This is a genomic window from Peribacillus sp. NJ11 (genome assembly GCF_030348405.1).
GTDB lineage: Bacteria > Bacillota > Bacilli > Bacillales > DSM-1321 > Peribacillus.
This window is the reverse complement of sequence record NZ_JAUCFO010000001.1, coordinates 4,069,500-4,089,680: the sequence shown is the minus strand read 5'-3', so window position 1 is coordinate 4,089,680 and position 20,181 is coordinate 4,069,500. Positions and strand designations below refer to the sequence as shown.

At 35.4% G+C, this 20,181-nt stretch carries 14 protein-coding genes, 1 other RNA gene and 1 pseudogene; 14 read left to right on the top strand and 2 right to left on the bottom strand.

What is annotated here, in order from left to right; genetic code table 11:
- The first annotated feature begins 209 nt into the window (after positions 1-209).
- The 8 genes from QUF86_RS20070 (at position 210) to QUF86_RS20035 (ending at position 10,727) form a co-directional block, all read left to right on the top strand.
- Positions 210-800 carry a recombinase family protein gene (locus QUF86_RS20070; RefSeq protein ID WP_289335373.1) on the top strand — a complete coding sequence of 197 codons (591 nt, stop codon included), beginning with the start codon at positions 210-212 and terminating at the stop codon, positions 798-800.
- A 1,008-nt stretch (positions 801-1,808) separates the two neighbouring features.
- On the top strand, positions 1,809-3,272 hold the full coding sequence (locus tag QUF86_RS20065) for a GIY-YIG nuclease family protein (RefSeq protein ID WP_289335372.1): 1,464 nt from the start codon (positions 1,809-1,811) through the stop codon (positions 3,270-3,272).
- Between the two features lie 325 nt (positions 3,273-3,597).
- Entirely contained in the window at positions 3,598-3,942 is a 345-nt protein-coding gene (locus QUF86_RS20060; protein WP_289335371.1) for a nucleotide pyrophosphohydrolase, read from the top strand.
- 12 nt (positions 3,943-3,954) lie between these two features.
- The gene (locus QUF86_RS20055; protein ID WP_289335369.1) at positions 3,955-6,042 is read left to right on the top strand and encodes a P-loop NTPase fold protein; all 2,088 of its coding nucleotides are present in this window, start codon (positions 3,955-3,957) and stop codon (positions 6,040-6,042) included.
- Between the two features lie 425 nt (positions 6,043-6,467).
- Positions 6,468-7,448, top strand: a complete 981-nt coding sequence (locus tag QUF86_RS20050) for an HNH endonuclease (protein ID WP_289335368.1) — start codon at positions 6,468-6,470, stop codon at positions 7,446-7,448.
- A gap of 229 nt (positions 7,449-7,677) precedes the next feature.
- Entirely contained in the window at positions 7,678-8,532 is an 855-nt protein-coding gene (locus QUF86_RS20045) for a hypothetical protein (RefSeq protein WP_289335367.1), read from the top strand.
- A 451-nt stretch (positions 8,533-8,983) separates the two neighbouring features.
- Positions 8,984-9,904: an HNH endonuclease gene (locus QUF86_RS20040; RefSeq protein ID WP_289335366.1), complete on the top strand. Its 921-nt coding sequence runs from the start codon at positions 8,984-8,986 to the stop codon at positions 9,902-9,904.
- A 322-nt stretch (positions 9,905-10,226) separates the two neighbouring features.
- Positions 10,227-10,727 (top strand): sunset domain-containing protein, encoded by a 501-nt coding sequence (locus tag QUF86_RS20035; RefSeq protein ID WP_289335365.1) that lies wholly within the window; start codon positions 10,227-10,229, stop codon positions 10,725-10,727.
- Positions 10,728-11,026: 299 nt separating this feature from the next.
- Here QUF86_RS20035 and QUF86_RS20030 read toward each other — a convergent pair whose 3' ends face one another.
- Complete coding sequence (locus QUF86_RS20030) at positions 11,027-12,097, bottom strand: DUF3900 domain-containing protein (protein ID WP_289335364.1); 1,071 nt, start codon at positions 12,095-12,097, stop codon at positions 11,027-11,029.
- 545 nt (positions 12,098-12,642) lie between these two features.
- Between QUF86_RS20030 and bcaP the strand changes: the two genes are divergently transcribed.
- Together bcaP and QUF86_RS20020 are read left to right on the top strand one after the other, a co-directional pair.
- Positions 12,643-14,049, top strand: coding sequence for a branched-chain amino acid transporter BcaP (gene bcaP / locus QUF86_RS20025; protein WP_289316486.1), 1,407 nt, complete (start codon positions 12,643-12,645; stop codon positions 14,047-14,049).
- 486 nt (positions 14,050-14,535) lie between these two features.
- Complete coding sequence (locus QUF86_RS20020; RefSeq protein WP_289335363.1) at positions 14,536-15,834, top strand: globin-coupled sensor protein; 1,299 nt, start codon at positions 14,536-14,538, stop codon at positions 15,832-15,834.
- A 343-nt stretch (positions 15,835-16,177) separates the two neighbouring features.
- On the opposite strand, the gene QUF86_RS20015 is transcribed toward QUF86_RS20020, so the two are convergent.
- Positions 16,178-16,384 (bottom strand): twin-arginine translocase TatA/TatE family subunit, encoded by a 207-nt coding sequence (locus QUF86_RS20015; RefSeq protein ID WP_289316484.1) that lies wholly within the window; start codon positions 16,382-16,384, stop codon positions 16,178-16,180.
- A gap of 330 nt (positions 16,385-16,714) precedes the next feature.
- On the opposite strand from QUF86_RS20015, the gene ssrS reads away from it, so the two are divergent.
- The 4 genes and pseudogenes from ssrS to QUF86_RS19995 form a co-directional block, all read left to right on the top strand.
- Positions 16,715-16,902: non-coding RNA, 6S RNA (ssrS, locus tag QUF86_RS20010), on the top strand.
- 319 nt (positions 16,903-17,221) lie between these two features.
- A complete protein-coding gene (locus QUF86_RS20005; protein ID WP_289335362.1) occupies positions 17,222-18,589 on the top strand; it encodes an MFS transporter in 1,368 nt (455 codons plus the stop codon).
- A gap of 307 nt (positions 18,590-18,896) precedes the next feature.
- Positions 18,897-19,085: a hypothetical protein gene (locus QUF86_RS20000; protein ID WP_289316482.1), complete on the top strand. Its 189-nt coding sequence runs from the start codon at positions 18,897-18,899 to the stop codon at positions 19,083-19,085.
- A gap of 613 nt (positions 19,086-19,698) precedes the next feature.
- Positions 19,699-19,971, top strand: a pseudogene (locus tag QUF86_RS19995) (family 43 glycosylhydrolase); the annotation flags it as partial.
- Positions 19,972-20,181 lie beyond the last annotated feature (210 nt).

Below are 20,181 nucleotides of genomic sequence, written 5' to 3'. Positions count from 1 at the left end.
GATGCTCATATACTCGTTGAAATAACTGTTTGTCAAGCACATGATTTAATAAATCGTAACTGTTTTCCTTCAAACGTTGGGTCTTCATTTAGATATATTCATCTCATTTAAGTACACCCAATTGAAACACATCCTTGACCAAGTATTAATGCCGCTTCATAATGTATCATATACATGTTTCATAAATGTTTTAGAAAAGGTGATAATATTTGAGATATGGTTATGGTAGGGTTTCGTCTATTGGGCAGAATCTGACGGCACAGATTAATCAATTAAAAGACAATGATTGTGAAGTGATATATAAGGAAAAGGTTAGTGGTAGAAAGAAGGATAACAGGGAGGAGTTTAACAAACTACTTGAGACAGTCCAAGAAGGTGACACTGTGGTTGTTACAAAGTTAGATCGATTTGCTAGAAGTACAAAGGACGCTTTAAGCACAATTGAGTTACTTAACCAAAAGAATGTTAGTCTTGTTGTCTTAAATATGGGTGGTGATAAGGTAGATACCTCTACTGCTATTGGTAAACTAATGATAACGGTATTAAGTGGTATTGCCGAATTTGAAGCTGACATGATTAAGGAAAGGCAATTGGAAGGCATCGAGCTAGCAAAGCAAAGAGGAGTATATAAAGGAAGACCGAGCAAGTATACCGACAAGCATAAAGGATTACATCATGCTCTTGAGCTTTTCAACAACAGGGACACAAATAAACTGACGGTTAATGAGATATCTGAAATAACTAAGATAAGCAGAGCTACATTATATAGAGCGGTTAAGAAATCAATAGCAAAGGGATGACGATTACGATTAAAGTTAGTTACCAAAAACTTTGGTATGATCGGATGAAGTGAAGTATTGGATAAAGTTAAAGGATGGTCATCAATTATATATACAGAGTTTACTACTACTCAGCAGGAAGTTTATTTTTACGAAGTTGATCAATTGCAATAAATTCAATTGTGATAAGGAATGGAGACGACCTTAAATCTGATGGGGCTTTACTATGAAATCAAGGAAAAACATTATCAAACTTCTAAATAATTCAAGTCGAATATTTAGAAAATGTTAAAGGAAAACCACCGTTACATGTTAGGAAGGTAATGTGGTTGTAGAAATTGTATCTTTCCTCGTAGAGCCATAATGCGTGTAGAAAAGGTGGGGGGTATTTCCCACATTAATAGCCCTCTCATCTATGGGTTAGGTACATAGTAGGTATAGGCACACGTCACGAATAGACCCGATTCGAACAGATCATACTGCTTTGTGAAAAGAAACGCCTCCAGTAAATAGGAGGCTTTTATTCTTACTTATTTATCAATTTCATTGCTCTTCAAAGGCAACATTTAAAGGACATTTACTATTAAATTAGCAGTGCGAAAAGCACGAACTAAAATGACAAACAGACACGTCTACAACAATGGGACGTTTTTTAATTCAATTCTTTGTTGCAGTGGCAGAAACGGAAAAGATTAATGAGTGTGTAAAGAGTGGAGTAGAATCAGCAAAGGCAAGAGGACGTAAAGGAGGAGGAAGAAAGGCTCATTCATAACAACAAATGAATGGTATGATGAAATATATGAAAATGGTAAAACTAAGAAAGAAATATGTGAGATATTTAATTATCAAGAACAACTTTATATCATTATATTGGAGACTATGATAAACAAAAAAATAATAAAGTTAGCTAATAAGAAATATTAATCAAATAGCATTCTAGTATGATATGTTTTAACGAATGAGTTAAACTTTTTACTCATACTATATAGAAGACAAACATCAAAAAATTAGTGACATGGAGGGTAAACTGTGTTTAAAAAAATTAAAGAACTTCTTAATTTAAACAAAACTATCCAAGAAAAAGAGTCATATTTGAAAGAAATAGTAGAGAAAACTAATAATAGAGAAAAAATAATCTCTGAAACAATTGCCGAAGCTAAAGCATCTATTCAATCAGAAGCTGAAGAAATAATAGTGACTGCTAAAAAAGAAGCAGATGAACTTAAAGTTACCACGAGAAGTAATTTAAGTGACTTGATTAGTAAAAAAGATAAGATAGAAGAAGAAGCTAATGAAGCAGAAGAAAATCTCGAAAAAGTGAACAAAGAATTAACCAAATTAAAGAAAGCGGCTACAAAATTTAAAAGTGAATCAGTAGGTATAAAAGAATTAATTGAAAAGTTTCCAAGTGCAGTGGATTATACTGTTATTGAACAAGAACTGGAGTTACTAGAAAAATCATTAGGTGATGGGGTTTTAAACACTATCATTGAACTTGACTTACATCATAAAGATTCTAAAACACTGCGGAAAGATATGAATGCTAATATTAGGGAAATTAAGAAGGTACTTACTTCTTATGAATCCCGTTATACCACAAAAGCAAACAAAACCATCTATCACCTAATGGTTATTGGTTTGCAAGCTGAACTACAAAACATACTGTACACACTTAGTTATACAAATCTAGATAAAGCACTAGAAAATGCTAAAAGTTTAACGGATAAGTATTTAACGATTTGTGGTAATGGGAATGCAAGTATATTACCAACAATCACTAGATTTCTCTCGGAATTAGAACCATTATTTAATAATGCTATTGAAATAGAATACAGTTATTATGTTCAAAAGGAAAAAGAGAAAGAGGAACAACGTCGCATTAAAGAGCAAATGAGACAAGAAGCGGAAGAACAACGCATACTTGAACAAGAAAGAAAGAAAATTGAAAAGGAAGAAGAGAAATACTTGAAAGAGATTAGTAATAATAAAGAGTTGATAAGTAAGGAAACCGACCTTGATAAGATTGCTAAACTTGAAGCAAGATTAAAAGAATTAGTAGAACAAGTTGAAAAAATTGAGGAACAAAAAGAAGAGATTTTAAAAAGGGCAAACGGTAAAGCTGGATATGTCTATGTGATATCCAACCTTGGTTCGTTCGGTGATAATATGTTTAAGATAGGCATGACAAGACGTTTAAATCCACTAGACCGTATTGACGAGCTTGGTGATGCATCCGTACCTTTTAAATTTGATATCCATGCTATGGTATTTAGTGATGATGCTGTTGGGTTAGAACAAAAAATGCATCAAACTCTTAAAGTCAATAGAGTGAACAAAATTAACTTGCGTAAAGAGTTTTTCTACTCAGATATTGTAAATCTTGAGAACATCATACAAAGCATAGATCCAACGGTTGAATTTACTACAACAATGAAGGCGTTAGAATTTCGTCAAAGTCAAAGTATAAAAGAGGAAAAATTACAAGTTCTATAAAGGAATAAACTACTCTTTGTTTGAAACTGCCCAAAACCGAAACTCTTTATATAGGAGAAAAGTGTATTATAAAAAGGATGAGTTACCTCATCCTTTTTATTATGAAGTTTTGGGGGGATATTCCCACTTTTAAAGACTCTTTTTCTTTGTGTAAGGTACATTGTAGGTCAACTTAACATCCTGTTATTTCCCAATTAATGAAATATCGATTTTATTAATTCAAAAAGTTAATTTTGATGAGAGGCATATACTAATATGTAAGTGCCTTTAATATTATTGTGGTAAAATTATCCTAAATGAGCTTCGTGAAAGGTTGGTAATATGTATGGGAAAAAACAGTATAGATGAATTGATGTCAGCTGTTGTGGAATTTAGAGATGAGAGGAACTGGAAGCAGTTTCATAATGCGAAGGATTTAGCTATTTCGATTTCGTTAGAGGCAAGTGAGTTGTTAGAGAACTTTCAATGGAAAAGTAGCGAAGAGGCGTTAGGTGATAATTTAGGAAACATTAAAGAGGAGATAGCGGATGTGATTATCTATTCTATGCTGTTAGCAAATGACTTGAATTTAGATATAGAAGAGGTTGTTAAGGAAAAAATCAAAAAGAATATTAGGAAATATCCTGTCGAAAAAGCTTTTGGTGTCAAAACAAAATATACAAAATTGTAGAGGTGTCACTAAATGAGTAGAGTAATTCTTCAACCCACTGGAAGTAAAGATGCAAGAGAACACTATGTTGATACTCTAGTTCGTGCTGTAGATATAGTAAGGATCAAACCATACTTAACACGTGATGAGTTTAAACATTTACAAGAACTTTATCCAAGTGGACTTGTTCCTACATGGGGAGTAACTGGTGGAGTTAATAGCCCTAATGTGAACAAATGGAATAAGATACACCCTGCAGATGTTGCCTTTTTTTCAGCTAACAAAGTACTATACTCATATGGTTTTGTAACTTTTAAAATACATAATAAACCACTAGCTGAACACCTTTGGGGTTTTAATGAAAATGGACAAACAAGGGAATATATATACTTTCTTGATGAAGTGCGAGAACATGATATACCTATTTCTTTATTCAACGACATAGTTGGTTATTCTGAGAGTTACAAGGTGCAAGGTTTTACAGTTCTAGATGAGGATAAGAGTTATGCCCTGTTAAGCTTCCTTCAACTTCCAAGTGCAACACTTATAAAACCTATAAGCGGAGTCTTCCCAAACGGTGAAGACGGGATGACTGATGAAATAGCACATAAAGATTTATTAGGAAGAGATAATCTCGTTAAGGAGTTGAGTGATTTTTATATTGAATATATTCAGGGTAAGTCTTCCCCTATATATTTCGGAATCTTTGCTAGATGGGGAATGGGCAAGAGTTCTGTTGTGGAAATGATAACCAATATTATTAGGAAAAGGAACTCAACTGAGAACCATTATTTTGTATGTAAAGTTGACTGTTCACTTATGCATAAAAAAGACAAACTTTGGATTAGTATACTTAAAAAGCTGTTAGACGATCTTTCAGTAAAAGATATAAAAAAGAATGTTTTTGGGTCTAAATTTTGGTCACTTAAAACGAAATTTTTTATTAAGAATTTGATAGCTTGGTCAAAGCGGCAATGGTGGTTACCATCTCTTGTAATTTTATCGCTGTCTTTTTTTATCTATAATTTTTCTAAATCCTCATTACCAACTATGCTACTACCCAAAGATTTTAAAGAGGTGTTAGCTCTTATAAGTATACTAACATTTTTATATACGATAACTAAAACTATTTTATCGTTAGTTAAACAAAATGTATTTTTATTTGACGATAGGAATGAAGAAAGTAGCTACATTAAAAGTGTTAATGAATATAAACAACTGTTGACTTTAATAAACGATATCCCTAAGAAAAAAAATCTAAAGATATTATTAGTTCTAGATGAATTGGATCGCATTCATAAGGACTTGCTACCTGACATTATCGAGCTTATTCAGCTATTTAAAGGACTAAATAATGAGTTATCTACTAGTGAGATTGATCAGAATAAGTCTGTAATTTCTTTTCTATTTTCATTTAATCACGATATTCTTTTCCCGATAATCGGTAAAAGTGTGACTTTAAATGATAAGCAGTTACTTGTTCATAGCTACAGAGACTACAGGGGATTTGTAGAAGGTGAACAAAAGGATGCCTATATTGACTACTATAAACTAGGTAAGGAATTTATGGATAAATATCTGGACTTATCGCTTTATCTCGAAGAAAAAATTGATTATACAACGTTAGTGCAAGAACTATTCGGAGGTATGGGAGAGTCTGAAGAAAGTGCAGTAAATATTGAGATGCAAGAAGCACTAAAGAAAAACCATGTATCGGACCAACATGGAAGTGTAGAAATAGAGCAGGGAGACTTTCGATTAGATAAAGAAGAACAAAAGTTAGTATCATTTACTATTCATGAAATGGAAGTAATTAAAAAAACCATTAAAAAGTATGCATCTAATGTTGAGCCAAGAAAGATTAAACGGCTTAAAAATGCTTTAATAATGCTGAAAAAACTAAACAAAGGTAATCAAATTGACAAAGAAGATAGACTGTATGAAAAAGAGCTAACAGAATTCATCGTAAAGTTTTTAGAGGTGGACTTTTTAAAAGGGCAAATTAATACCGATGTATTAAGTGCAGAAATAGCAGCTACAAATGACAATTACTTTATAGATGAGGAAAACGTTTATTTGAAGTTTACTGAGTATTTCATAAATGAAAAGAGAAAGAAATAGTAAACTTTGATGATACATTATAGTAAAGTAAGAAACGTGCATAAGAAAGATTCGACTTAGAGTAAATTTACAGAGGAGAAAATATGGTTTTAAAAGTATACTAGAATCGAATCAGACGCAAGAATTATACAGATACAGGTGACTAATACAAAAAGTACTTAGTCATAAATAACGAAAAAAACAAATTTTTTGAATGGGTAACGTATTTATTTTATAACTGTCAGGAATGATTAAAGGAACTTGATAGACTTTGACTTGCAGGACTAAAATTGAAGACATTATTTCAGAACTGATAATTTACGCTTCTTTCTATTAGCAAATGACTTAAATCTTGATCCTAGAAGAAAACAAAATGCAAAAGAAAAGATTAAAGTATCCTGTTGAAAAAGCTTACGGTGTCAAATGAATACATAGGAGTGTACAAAATGAGTAGAGTAATTCTTCAACCCACTGGAAATAAAGATGCAAGAGAACACTATGTCGATACACTAGTAAGACCTGTCGACATACTTAGAATAAAACCGTTCATTTCCACGGAAGAGCTTATTCGCTTGGAAGAATTGTACCCAAGTGGGTTAGTTCCGACATGGGGAGTAACAGCTGGAGTAAATAAAGTCAATGCGAATAAATGGAGTAAAATACAACCTGCCGATGTAACGTTCTTTTCAGCCAATAAAGTTCTGTACTCATATGGGTATGTAACATACAAAATACATAACGTCCCACTTGCGGAGAATCTATGGGGATGGAATTCAAAAGGAGAGACTTGGGAATTTATATACTTCCTTGATGAAATCAGAGAACATGACATACCAATCTCCTTGTTCAATGAGATTGTAGGTTATTCACAAAATTTCAAAGTTCAAGGGTTTAGTGTTCTTGATGAAGAAAAGAGTGATGCCCTTTTAAGTTATTTTGACTTGGAAAGTGAAACGGTTGTTCAGCCAGTGAGTGAGATTGAATACAAGGATATTATTGAGAGTTTCAATAAAGATACGCTAGACATTGAAGGGAAAACTAAAAGCAGAGCTGAACAAGGTTTTCTTAGAAAAGCACTCTTTGGGAATATGACAGTCGGCAGATGTGGAATATGTGGTAAGGAATATCCAATTCCATTTTTGGTTGCAGCCCATATTAAAAAAAGATCTTTCTGTTCCAATGAAGAGAAACTTGACTATAAAAATATTGTAATGCCGATGTGTAAATTTGGTTGTGATGATTTATTTGAGAAAGGATACATTACCGTTGAAGAAGGAAGAATAGTAGTGAATCAAAAAATAACAACTAAAATGTTAGAAGAGCATTTAAGTAAATTAAAAGAAAGACAAATAGCAGGCTGGAATGAGGATAATGCTAAGTATTTTTTATGGCATGCTAAATATCATTCTTTATCAAAAGTTAGATGAACGTATTGATATATTATTCCTAGCAATTTAAGAGACGTATACCGTCTCTTTTTTTATTGTTACTTATTACTCACTATTATTCCCGAAAAGTGAGAATTAATATCTAAAAAATGTGTAAATAATAACAAATTATTGAAAAAATTATAGTAATATGTAATTATATTCCTAATAGTATGTGACTTTAAAAGAGAGGTGTTTTAATTTGGTTAGTATTTATGAAGCCTATTATATGGGAAACAATAAGAAGGAATTGATTGATATAAATAACATAAACGCTGCTGATTATAATAATAAGTATAAAGGTCATCTTTATTGTACAACAACAAATTGTACTGCTAAACTTTCATATGTTTTTAGAGATAATAATAGTGATCATTTTAGGACGTGGAGGGAAAGCCCTCATATAGAAACATGCCTTTATTATTTCGAAAAAACAAGATCTCGTGAAGGAAGAAGAACAGAAGGGCAAGTTATTGGTTTAGCAAGTGATGAAAGGATAATAAGGTCTCTCAGAGAAGCGTTTGCATTAGAGATGATGACTGAAGCGGAAAAAGTTAAGAGGTTGGAAAGAGATAGAGAGAAGAGAAGAACCAAAAGAGAAAGAGACAAAATAAGAGGAAGTAAGGACTCGACACCTGCGCATAGAATAGTATCTAATCCAGATGAAATAGATGAAACTACCCTCACTGACGGTTTTCGATTATTTAAGAAAAATGCAGATGCATTGAAAGAGGGAGATATAGGACAAACAAGAACAGTTACTGGAATTTTAAAAAGGGTGAAAATTAATAATAGTACAAATACTGTAATAGTAGTTGAGAAAAATAAAATTAAGGTAGATATAAAGTTTGAAGAAGCATTCTTTGCTGCCAATAACCGTTATATTGGAATGTTTCATTATCTAGAAAGATACTTTAATGACTTCAATAATTTGGTATTCTCAGCCACAGGGGAAGTTAGATTTAACGAAACTACTGGAAGATATGAAATTGTAGTATTTAATAGTGTCGGGTTTTTAATTCACGGAAAAATGTTAGAAAGAATAGCAGCAGATTACTCTATTGCTGATGATGAATTGGAATAAGAAATATAAAATGTAGTTTTTTTAATTAATTAAGAAAAGATCATTTGTTATTTTCATTTTTAACGTAGTTCCTATGTGTTGTTATAAATGATCTATTGAGCTACAATGAAAAATATGTTTACGGTCTAAGTCGAAAAGTTGACCGTTATACTGAACGAAAGAAGAACATCGATATATAGAGTAGCTCAGCTGGGTAGAGCAACGTCCTTCTAAGGCGTCGGTCGGAGTCCGAATCTCTCCAAGGGTTGATTTATTAAGGTTCTCTGGTTAGAAATAATCAAGAGTGACTGACGTATATCAACCTTTTTTGTGTTGTTCTTAGATTTTGCTGTCGGACTATTACACAGGACGATATTGGCGATCTGAGACGAATAGGTGGAAGGTGTTATTTTAATAGAACATATAATGTAAAATAGAATGTATCAACAGCACGTGTTTAGGGGGAAGCAATTTGAATAATTTTATTGTTATGCAAGGTCACACTTATCAGGAGGAAAAAGATCTAGGGATTATTTGGTCGCCACAACAAGATAAAGGAGGAAATGTACCGCACTCTTGGCAACGTATGAAAGAGGTACAAAAAGGCGATCGAATCTTTCACTATGTAAAAGGTTTACTTGTTGCAATTAGCGTTGCAATTGATAATTATCAAAATGCTCCTAAACCTTCTAATATGCAAAATCATAGCAAATGGAACGATGAGGGCTATTTAGTGAAATTAGAATACCATGAGTTAGATGTACCATTAAATGTTAGAGATAGTTTTATAGAAATTCTCCCGTTCATTCCAATTAAGTATTCAGCATTTCAACAAAATGCTAAAGGCAATCAAGGCTATTTATATCCTTGTAATGAGGAACTGGCTATTAAACTTCTAGATTTAATCAGTGATTTAAATATATATCAAGTAGACCAGGAACAGCTTGAGTTATCGATTGATAATGTGAGAAGAACAGAACGAAATACATTAGTTCCAGTTATTGCAGAAACAGAATCAGAAGTAAAAACAAAAATTCGTTTAGGTCAACAGAAGTTTCGCAAGTGCCTTATGCCTTTGTGGGAGTATAAATGCGCATTATGCAGTATTGACTTACCTGAGTTACTACGAGCGAGCCATTCGAAACCTTGGAAAGATAGCACAAATGAAGAACGTATAAATCCATACAATGGCGTACTTCTTTGTTGTAATCATGATGCCCTGTATGATAAAGGGTTAATTGCATTTGATGGACAAGGACGTTTGCACATTTCTTCAGTGATCTGTAATGAAGATTATTTGAAGTATGGATTATTACCAACATCTAAAATTCAGATTCATTCTGAAAATAAATTGTTTTTTAAGTGGCATAAGAGAAATGTTTTTGAAACTTAATATCCATAATCCGAATTTGTTTTTTATTGTATAAAATGACGCTGTCTCAATAAGTGTTACATTTTGGGAGATTCTTTGTTTTATGCCCATACTATGAACAGAAGGAATTCGTGTGGAAAAACGAATAATAGACGAAATCCAACAAGCTTGATATAAATTTCTATGATGCAGATACACACACATGGGGAGAGTTGAAAGAATAAAGGGCAAGTGATCATTTATAAAAACAAAACAATTGGAATTCAATATATAATAACCGCTTTTTTGGTTTTCAGTGATATAATTTTATAGCATTTTATCAATTGTTAAGGGGATACATAATATGTCTAATTCACAGAACGAAGAAGAAAAGAAAAAGAAAGGAGGGTGTTTTGGCTGTGGTTGTTTAATTTTTATTATAATTATTATTTTAGGTAGCTGTTCAGCAATGTTTAATGATAATGAAGAAGATGATGATAAAGAAAAAGAGAAAACTGAACAGGTAGATAATAAAAAACAAGTGGAAAAAGATAAAGCTGAGAGAGAAGAGGTAGAGAAGGCTAAACAGGAAAAAGCGGAAAAAGAAAAAGCTGAGAGAGAAGAGGCTGAGAAGGCGAAACAGGAAGAAGAAGAACAAGAAAAAGCTGAGAGAGAAGAGGCTGAGAAGGCGAAACAGGAAAAAGAAGAACATGCATGTTTAAACATTCGAGGTAATATTTCAAGTTCAGGCGATAAGATTTACCATGTGCCTTCAGGCCAGTTTTATGATAAGACTGAACCTGAAGAAACATTCTGTACAGAAGCTGAAGCGAGATCTGCTGGATATAGAAAATCTAAATTATAGTATCTCTTTATACAGTCATGCCAAAAGTAAATGATCGAAAGCGTGAAATCGAAGATGACGTGCAGGATGTGTATCAAATAACCTAATGTTTAGTCATTAACGAAAAGACAGTGAGCAAAGATTCGCTCACTGTCTTTTTGATTCAATATTCTAATTGTACTTATTAAAGGAAACCCTTATTAACATGTTTTAGAGCATATATTTGATCACAAAATTGATCACACAAACGATCACAAACGTTTAAATAGCACTGTTTTTATGATCACAACAATGATCACAAAAACCCTCCAAAACCCTGTTTAATCCCCAACACTTTTCCTACTAATCCGCTCCACAATCTCCATCAAATCATCCGGCCTATGAAATTCAATCGGCGAAACACCTTTATCGAACTCTATCGTATTGGATTCTATCATTAATACATACTTGCCGTTAATCTTTCCTAAATGGATGCTGTCGCCAAAATCGGCTAACAGTCCTTTGATAGATGTACTGCCAAGCTTCATTCGTAGTTCGGCTTCAGGTGTATGCTCGACAATCTGGGCAGTGGCTTCGACGACTTGGTGGGTTTCAAGGCGTTCTTGGATTTCCCTTTTATCGCTGGTTTCCCAGATTTCCAGGTCCTGTTCGAATTTCTGCAGTTCGTCACTGTTTTCTTCGAATTGAGCGGATACATGCTCATGGACCATGTGGATGACCTGGTTTTTCATGATTTCCGGCATTGATTCACCATATTCGACGAATTTCAAAAAGTCCTCGAAGTAGCGAGCATGTGAAGCCTGGTGGATTTTCAGTTCGGCTTCTTCTACCATACCTTCTTCGGGCATGTAGGGATATTGAATGGATTTCATATTTTTGGTGGTGATGGCCATTTCAACGTGTCTGATCAGGGTCCGTTCATCCGAAATGGAAGCAACCTTTGGCTCGAAATCACATTTTAATAAGAAAACGAATGGTTCATCGAGATATTTCGATAATTTAGCCGATGCGATTATGAAGACACCGCCGCGGACGGCACTAGTATCAATATATGACCGCGTGAATTGTTCATTTTCCTCTTGGAATTCTTCTTTCGTTTTAGCATATCGAACACGGTTAAATACATTGTAATTAGGGTTGGAATCCAGTGCATGTCCTTCTTCGACAATAAAAGAACCGATTTTCGTCGGTATTTGTTCAGTTTTTGGATGACGGTCCACTTTTCGTTTGGAAATCTTCATCAATTCCCCATCCAAAAAATCCTTTAAAGGACTTTCTTCATATTCCTGGGTATCAAGAGTTTGAAAATGTTTAAAACGCTTATCAGCCTGATCGCCTTTTCCATCGACTTGGATTAAATAAAAAGACAGATAGGTAATCGTAAAATCCATGAATGTCACCTTCTTCAATTATTAAGCATGATTCCCGTACTTTTTTTAAGACTTAATAAGTATAGAGATGTACTTTGATTCCGTCAAACTATTGGTGCGTGAATGATCAGAATAATATTGGTGTATTATTTCATAATAATACATATGGAAAAATGAACGTTAAATCCATCTAGGATAAATAATGTTAAAACTCAATAAAACCAAAATACAAGATTACAGGGAACACTTCAGTATTTTACTATTGATGATATTAAGATAATGAACGGTCGATCTAAAAACAGGGTGAACTACAAAGGTGACTACTGAATGTATTGATAATGAAGGATAATTCTGTTTAATGCTAATTCTTGCATTATGTAGAAGAATCAAAAACAGAATTTTACAATAATAATCCATTGACGATGGAAGTGTTAATACGTATAATTTGAAAGTCAGATAATTCAGGCATTGTAGGAATTTGTCGAAATTTCTCCGATATAAATAGCAAGTTAATTTATTCGTCTGCAATTTTCAGAATAGTTTTTAAAATTTATGGAGGAGATAGCATGAGTATTTTTAGAAAGAAGTCCATTGAGGACTTATTGATAAACGCAAGTTCCAGCGGTAAGGGATTGAAAAGGGAACTAGGCGCTTGGGATTTAACGATGCTTGGAATTGGAGCGATCATTGGTACAGGCATTTTTGTATTAACAGGTACTGGTGCTGTAAATGCTGGTCCTGCACTTTCATTATCGTTCGTCATTGCAGGTCTTGCCTGTTTATTCGCTGCACTCTCATATGCGGAATTTGCAGCTTCCGTACCGGTTTCCGGTTCGACTTATACGTATGCTTATGCAACTCTAGGTGAATTTGCCGCTTGGATAATCGGCTGGGATTTAATCCTTGAATACTTATTGGCCGTTAGTGCCGTATCGGCCGGCTGGTCAGGCTATTTCCAATCATTTTTAAGTGGATTCGGGATTAACTTTCCAGAGAAATTCACGGCAGCACCGGGTTCGGTTGATGGTGTCACTACTTATATGAATTTGCCAGCCTTTTTGATAGTAATGGCGATTACTTTATTGATCTCCAGAGGCACGAAACAAACGACTAGGATCAATAACATAATGGTCGTCATAAAAGTGTTGGTAGTCTTGCTGTTCATCGTTTCTTCTATTTATTATGTGAAACCGGAAAACTGGCAGCCATTCATGCCATTTGGAATCGATGGGGTATTTTCAACTGCCGCATTAATGTTCTTTGCCTTCATCGGCTTTGATGCGGTTGCTTCTGCTGCTGAAGAAACAAGAAATCCAGGAAAGAATTTACCACGTGGAATACTCGGTTCACTTGTCATTTGTGTTGTGCTATACATGGTCGTGAGTTTAATAATGACAGGTGTGGTACCGTATGCACAATTCAGCACGGCTCTCGATCACCCGATTTCTTTGGTCTTGCAAAGCGCAGGACAAAATTGGGTTGCAGGAATCATTGATCTAGGTGCGTTCCTCGGAATGACAACGGTTATTTTGGTGATGTTATATGGCCAAACCAGGATAATGTTTGCGATGTCACGTGATGGGCTGATGCCTAAATCTTTATCAAGACTTCATAAGAAATATAAAACACCATATGCTGCTTCATGGATGTTTGGATTGATAGCGGCCTTACTGGGAGCATTCATACCGCTTGGTGAATTGGCTGAGTTGGTCAACATTGGAACATTGACTGCGTTTACGATGATTTCCGTAGCGGTCATCGTTTTACGGAAAACAAGACCGGATATGAAACGTGCTTTTTATTGTCCGGCTGTACCGCTCGTTCCGGGCTTAGCAATCGTTTTTTGCGTATTCTTGATGATTCAATTGGGAAGTCATACATGGATAAGGTTCTTGATTTGGATGGCTATCGGAGTCGTTATTTACTTCACTTATTCCCGTAAACATTCCAACCTTAACCAGCAGGAAAAATAATCATTGAAAAAGAAACTCTCTGTAGTGTCTCAGTCAGACGACAAAAGGAGGTTCGGAATGCTCTCACCCCGAACCATGATTTTAAATGAAAACTTGATTATCCTTCATGTTTTTTTACTTGTTTATTCGGATTAAACCCTCTAGATTGAAGAAATTTGCGACACTCCTGCCGAATAACTGGCTAGGCGAGACCCCACAGACGCTTGCGGCGAGGAGTCTTAGCTGACAGTCGGCGGAAAGGGAGCGAATTTCTGAAATCAACTGGAACTTTTTTTAAAGAAAAAATTGTAGGTAAACTGGCTCTTCTCTAATTTGTCTACAGGCTGAGACACTCTCTGGAGTGTCTTTTTGTTTTGGTCCATATAGTTCATAAGTCTTGTGTGATATTAGCTTGTTTAGAGGGAAAATTATCAAATTAGTTAAAGATTAACAGGCTTTATGTCGAAATAGTATATATGGGTAGAAAAAATTGGAGGGCAATTCATCATGAAAAGTTTATGGCGAAATAAACAAAAGATAGATTCAATAGACTATTTGCAATTTAAGGAACAAGTCGGTATCAATATCAGGGAGTATCCGAGCGTATTGACACAAGTGGAGATGATTCATTTGACGATCGGGGATTTATGCATCATTCGTTCTTTACAAGATGAAGTGAAAGAACATCTGACCCAAATTGTTGAAAATTTTTATAAAAATCTAGAAAATGAATCCTCTTTATTGAAAATCATTTCGGCCAATAGTTCTATCGATAGGTTGAAAAAGACACTGCATCGTCATATGTTCGAAATGTTTAGCGGTACCATTGATGATGCTTACATAAAACAGCGCTATGTTATCGCACAGGTACATGTGCGAATTGGACTACAGCCAAAATGGTATATGAGTGCTTTTCAAGATTTACTGCAATCAATAATCATTCATGTGATGGCCAATATAAAGAATAAAGAGCAATATCAGGATAACATTCTGGCAGTCACTAAAATTTTTAATTTAGAGCAGCAAATAGTTTTAGAAGCATATGAACTTGAAAATGAGAAGATTCGTCAACAAAGCCTGGAAGAAAAAGAAATGATTAAACTACAGGTCAATCAAAATGCCGAAGAATTGGCAGCAATCAGTGAAGAGACAAGTTCAGCAACGCAATTAATGGCAAATAAGGTAATCGAAATCCATGATTTCACTCAAAAGGGGTCAGAGATTGCGATACATGCAGAGGGGAAATCGAATGAAGGTGTAGAAATGTTACATGGGTTAGAGAAAAGGTTGATAAAAACACAGGATCAAATGACGATCATCTCAAAAGATATGGAACAGCTATCCAATACATCAAAGGAAATTGAACGAATTGTCACGATTATCACTTCTATTGCCGAACAAACGAATTTGTTGGCATTGAACGCAGCGATTGAAGCGGCAAGAGCGGGTGATAATGGCAAGGGATTTGCGGTTGTTGCCGGTGAAGTAAGGAAGCTTTCGGAAAATACCAAGCAATCAGTTTCGGAAGTGGTGAAGCTGGTTAGTGGCATTGCTCATTTTACCAATGTAATGAATACTTCAATTTCCATGGTTAGCGGGGAGATTACTAAAGGCACGAAGCAAGGAAAAGAATCGGGCATATTTTTTACCGATATAGCAAAGGCCATGCTTTCAGTAAAAGAGCAAAATATTAAAATAACCAAGGAAATGACAGAACTGAATGATATATTCGATGAAATTAATGAAGCGTTCAATCAAGTTGCCGTTTCATCGGATCAATTGACCCAAATGACGATGAACTTGTAATGAAGTTCAAGGATTTGTTTTGAAGAACGGGCTTAAAGGGGGATTATGTGATTTTTTGTATTTTAATAAACAACTCGATAGAATATATTAATAAAAAAACTCAAAGCGGTGTACAGGATAAGAACAAACGTTTATAGAATTTGGATCAACATTCAATTCCAAGGAAGGCCGTTTAATAAATCTCTTGAAATAAAATAGAATTAATGTTATATTAATAAAGCGATGAGCTAATTTGTGTAAGTCGAAGAACAAGCTTTTAGCTAAACGTCGGGATGTGGCCTGACGGTTCTGCGCCTCAAACGCATCAAAGACGCCTGCTGCGTGCAGGCGTCTTTTTCATTTTTCATTTTATCGATTCTTTCCTTGCAGCTTGTACGTCTTCCTTGAATTCCTCTTGTATTTCTTCCGTTATTCCCTTGGTTGCATCCTTAAACTCCCTAAGCGAGGTGCCGACGGCCCGTCCGATTTGAGGAAGCTTATTCGGTCCAAAAACAACTAAAGCTAAAAGAAGGATTAAAATTAAGCCGGGAAAACCAATATTTGAAAGCATAACTAGTCACTCCAATCAAATCTGTTAGTTAATATTATAGACTCCTGACAAGTATTTGCAAAGGTTATTTAGTATTTATTGTCAGGTTCAACATCCGAAACTAGACATCCGTAAGATAAACACTTGCTATTCTGTCCTAATTTTATCTTGCACAATATTTCTAAAAATATATCTTACCCAGCTTAGGAAACCCAATAAAGGGGGGAGTAAGTACATGTCGCTTTGGTTCTGCCGTTTGATCATGTAACTAATTTCGTTTAACATGATAATTTTTTGGGTGCTTGGGATTATTAAACTTGCAAGATTGATGATATTTAGGTATTATAATTATACAAGCTGCGTTGTTCGTAATGATAATTAAGTTTTAACCTTTAAGCTGTAATAGGGAGTTTTACATCGAAACAGGAATGTTATGCCTCGTCACTGACTTGGACAACAGGATTGTTTTTGCAAACACCCACTTTGAGGAGTGGTGGTTTAAAACTTTCTTACTTGAATACGGCAATGGCGGCTTACCTTTTTTAAATTAGAAACCAGTTCCGTTAAGGGACTGGTTTTTTGTTGTTTATACGTATGTCCAGATACGTTATAGCTAGTTGCATTTAAGGACAATTCAGAAAACATATATCCCTTGTATTGTCTTGGATCATTTTAAAGCTTTAATTATTATGAAAGTTTTTATTGAAATATCAGATAATTAGCCATTATAATAATAATTAGATAACTCAGTTCACTATTTGTATAAAATATGGGTGTATCGATATTTTTTTTAAAGGATTACGTAAGCGCTGTCATTTTGAGAGAATTATTGTAGTCACCAGGAGAGGAGAAAATTTTATGGCAAGAATTAATACGACCGAGGTAATTAGCAACAGTAAGTTCAACCGCTTTCATTTTGGATTGCTGGCATGGTGTTTTATCATTATCCTTTTTGACGGCTATGACCTTGTCGTTTACGGAACGGTCGTCCCGCTATTGACGGAGGAGTGGAACCTTACTTCTGTGGAAGCTGGGGCTATGGGCAGCTACGGTCTATTTGGAATGTTGTTCGGGGCCATCTTCTTTGGTACATTAGCAGATCGGATTGGCAGAAAAAACGTAATAGCGATTACACTGATTTTATTTAGTTTGTTTACGCTTTTATGTGGATTTGCGAATACGCCTACAATGTTTTCGACTTTCCGATTTTTAGCGGGATTAGGTCTTGGGGGCATCATGCCGAATGTCATTGCCTTATTGACGGATTATGCACCGAAAAGGATGCGGAGCATGGTCGTTTCGATCGTTTTGTGCGGTTATTCATTCGGAGGGATGCTTGCACCGATACTGGGTATCCTGGTTATGCCGACATTAGGTTGGGAATCAATATTCTGGTTTGCAGGAATACCATTGTTATTTTTACCCTTCATGATGAAACGTTTACCAGAGGCTTCGACGCATCTGATTAGAGTTAACAGAAAAGAGGAGTTAATCAGGATATTATCCAGGGTCAGTCCGGAGAGTGAATTCGACATCAAGGACGAGATTGTAGATGTGAAAAAAACGGATACAAATATGCCGATTGTTGGATTGTTTAAGGATTCCCGTGCCCTGAGCACGTTGATGTTCTGGATCGCCTTTTTCATGTGCCTATTGATGGTATATGGCTTGAATACATGGCTTCCAAAGCTAATGATCGAGGCAGGGTATGCGCTGAATTCAAGCTTAGGTTTCTTGATCGTTCTTCAAGGGGGAGCTATCATAGGCACGCTTATCATCGCTAAACTTTGTGATCGTTATGGATCCAAGAAAATGCTTGTGCCGATGTATGCGCTTGGGGCAGTCAGTTTGACTCTATTGGGAATGGGTGGAAGTTCCTTCGTGATTTACACATTGGTAGCGATTGCAGGAGCCTGTACCATCGGTGCCCAAAACCTTGTACAAGCCTATGTTTCCCAGTACTATCCACCAAATATTAGATCGACTGCACTAGGAGTGGCATCTGGAATCGGAAGGATCGGCGGTATGCTTGGACCCATTCTTGGCGGATTCTTATTATCCATCTCGCTACCCATCCAATTGAATTTCATTGCCTTCGCCATTCCGGGTCTTATTGCCGCGGTAGCTTTATCATTCGTTCCAGTGAAAATGGCTTATTACAAAAATGATCATAAGGAACAAACTGAAGAAATGGCGGTAGAGTCCAATAAAATGAATATCATGTAAAATCAAATGCATGAAATGTCAGTGAAGGGATACCTAGCTGTCATTTTATGTATAATTACCTTCTGTTAGCGGAGTCATGGTTCCTATCAAAATTATGAAAATTGACAAGTCCTGGCATTTGTCCTGCGCTAGAAGAAATCGATTGTAAGGATATAAATATGGATAACCCATAAATGTTCATAATTTCGCAATACGATTCACTCCATTATATAAAGAATAAATGTTAGAATGATGGTACGGTTAATTAATTCCTCCTTAAAGTGGAGCGAACTAGAAATTACCTCATCTTTTGAGAGGAGTCATTACTTTGAAATTTTTAAAACATATTATTTTTTGGTTATGCATTATAGGGACATTATTTTCTATGATTTATTTCTTTGTAGCGGACGTTCCGTTATATATAAAATTATTAGGCGGAGCCATCATCCTTTATCTTGGTTATGATCTAATAACTGAATCAAAGGAAAGAAAGCGTAAAGAAGCCTTAGAAGCTTGATCCTATATTAGGTAAAAGCCCTCTTTTGATAAGAGGGCTCAGGACTGTAGTCAAACTCGATGAAAATCGAGTTTGACTACAGTTTTTTTATGGCTTGTACAATTTGAACGTTGACTGGAACGCAAGGCACTCGCTTTTCGCTGGCGATCCGGGTACCTCCTTGGCTTGTGCCCGCAGGAGTCTCGCTCCTTCCCCTCCAATCAACTTTTAGATAGAAACCCTACCTGCGGAGGAGTTGAACTTGTTGCTTTGAATCAGTTGTTTCGGGTACATCACTTGATGAAAGATGCGTTTTCAGGGCCGCTTTCTCCTACAGTCATTTTAAGCGACGCTTGAAAGATACAGACCTGTTCGAAAAGATTTTCTATAGCCTCTTAATGATAGCTGCTGGTTCGAAAGGAAACACGAGAGTATCAAGGAATCATGTTTAAAAAGCATCCTCATCACCTCAAATTCTGAACCCCTTTTAGCCCTCTTTTGATAAGAGGGCTTTTTTGGCGTATCAAGAAGGGTTCAATCCTTAGTTTAATAGTATGACCATCGGAATTCGGAGGGGGAAAATTGTATGTCCCGAGTGACAGCAAACTTGTCAATAATGGGAAACCTTGATAATTATTTCCAGGGAGTCAACAGCACGTATAAAATGGCTGTTGGCAGATCGACAAGCATAACTGGTCCGTACTATGATAAAAATGGAATGAATATGATGTATGGCGGAGGGACTATTTTTGATGCAGGGAACGACAGATGGAGGGGCCCTGGACATTCGGACATTCTAAATAATGATATTATAGTCAGACATGCCTATGATGCTTTAGCAAATGGTACACCCAATCTGTTAATCAACGATTTAAACTGGGATTCCCAAGGGTGGTCAACATACTAGCATGTAAGGTGATGTTGCCGGAATTAGGAGAGTTCGTGGTCTGTAGTCTGAATATTCAAAAATAGGTTCAGGATGGTCTCATTCCCTTTCATGATTTTAAAACAAGACTTGGTTATATTCCCCTGATTTTTTACTGTTTTATACGGCACAGGATTGAAGCATTTGCGACACTCCTGCAAGAAAAACCGGCTAGCAGAGACACCCAGACGC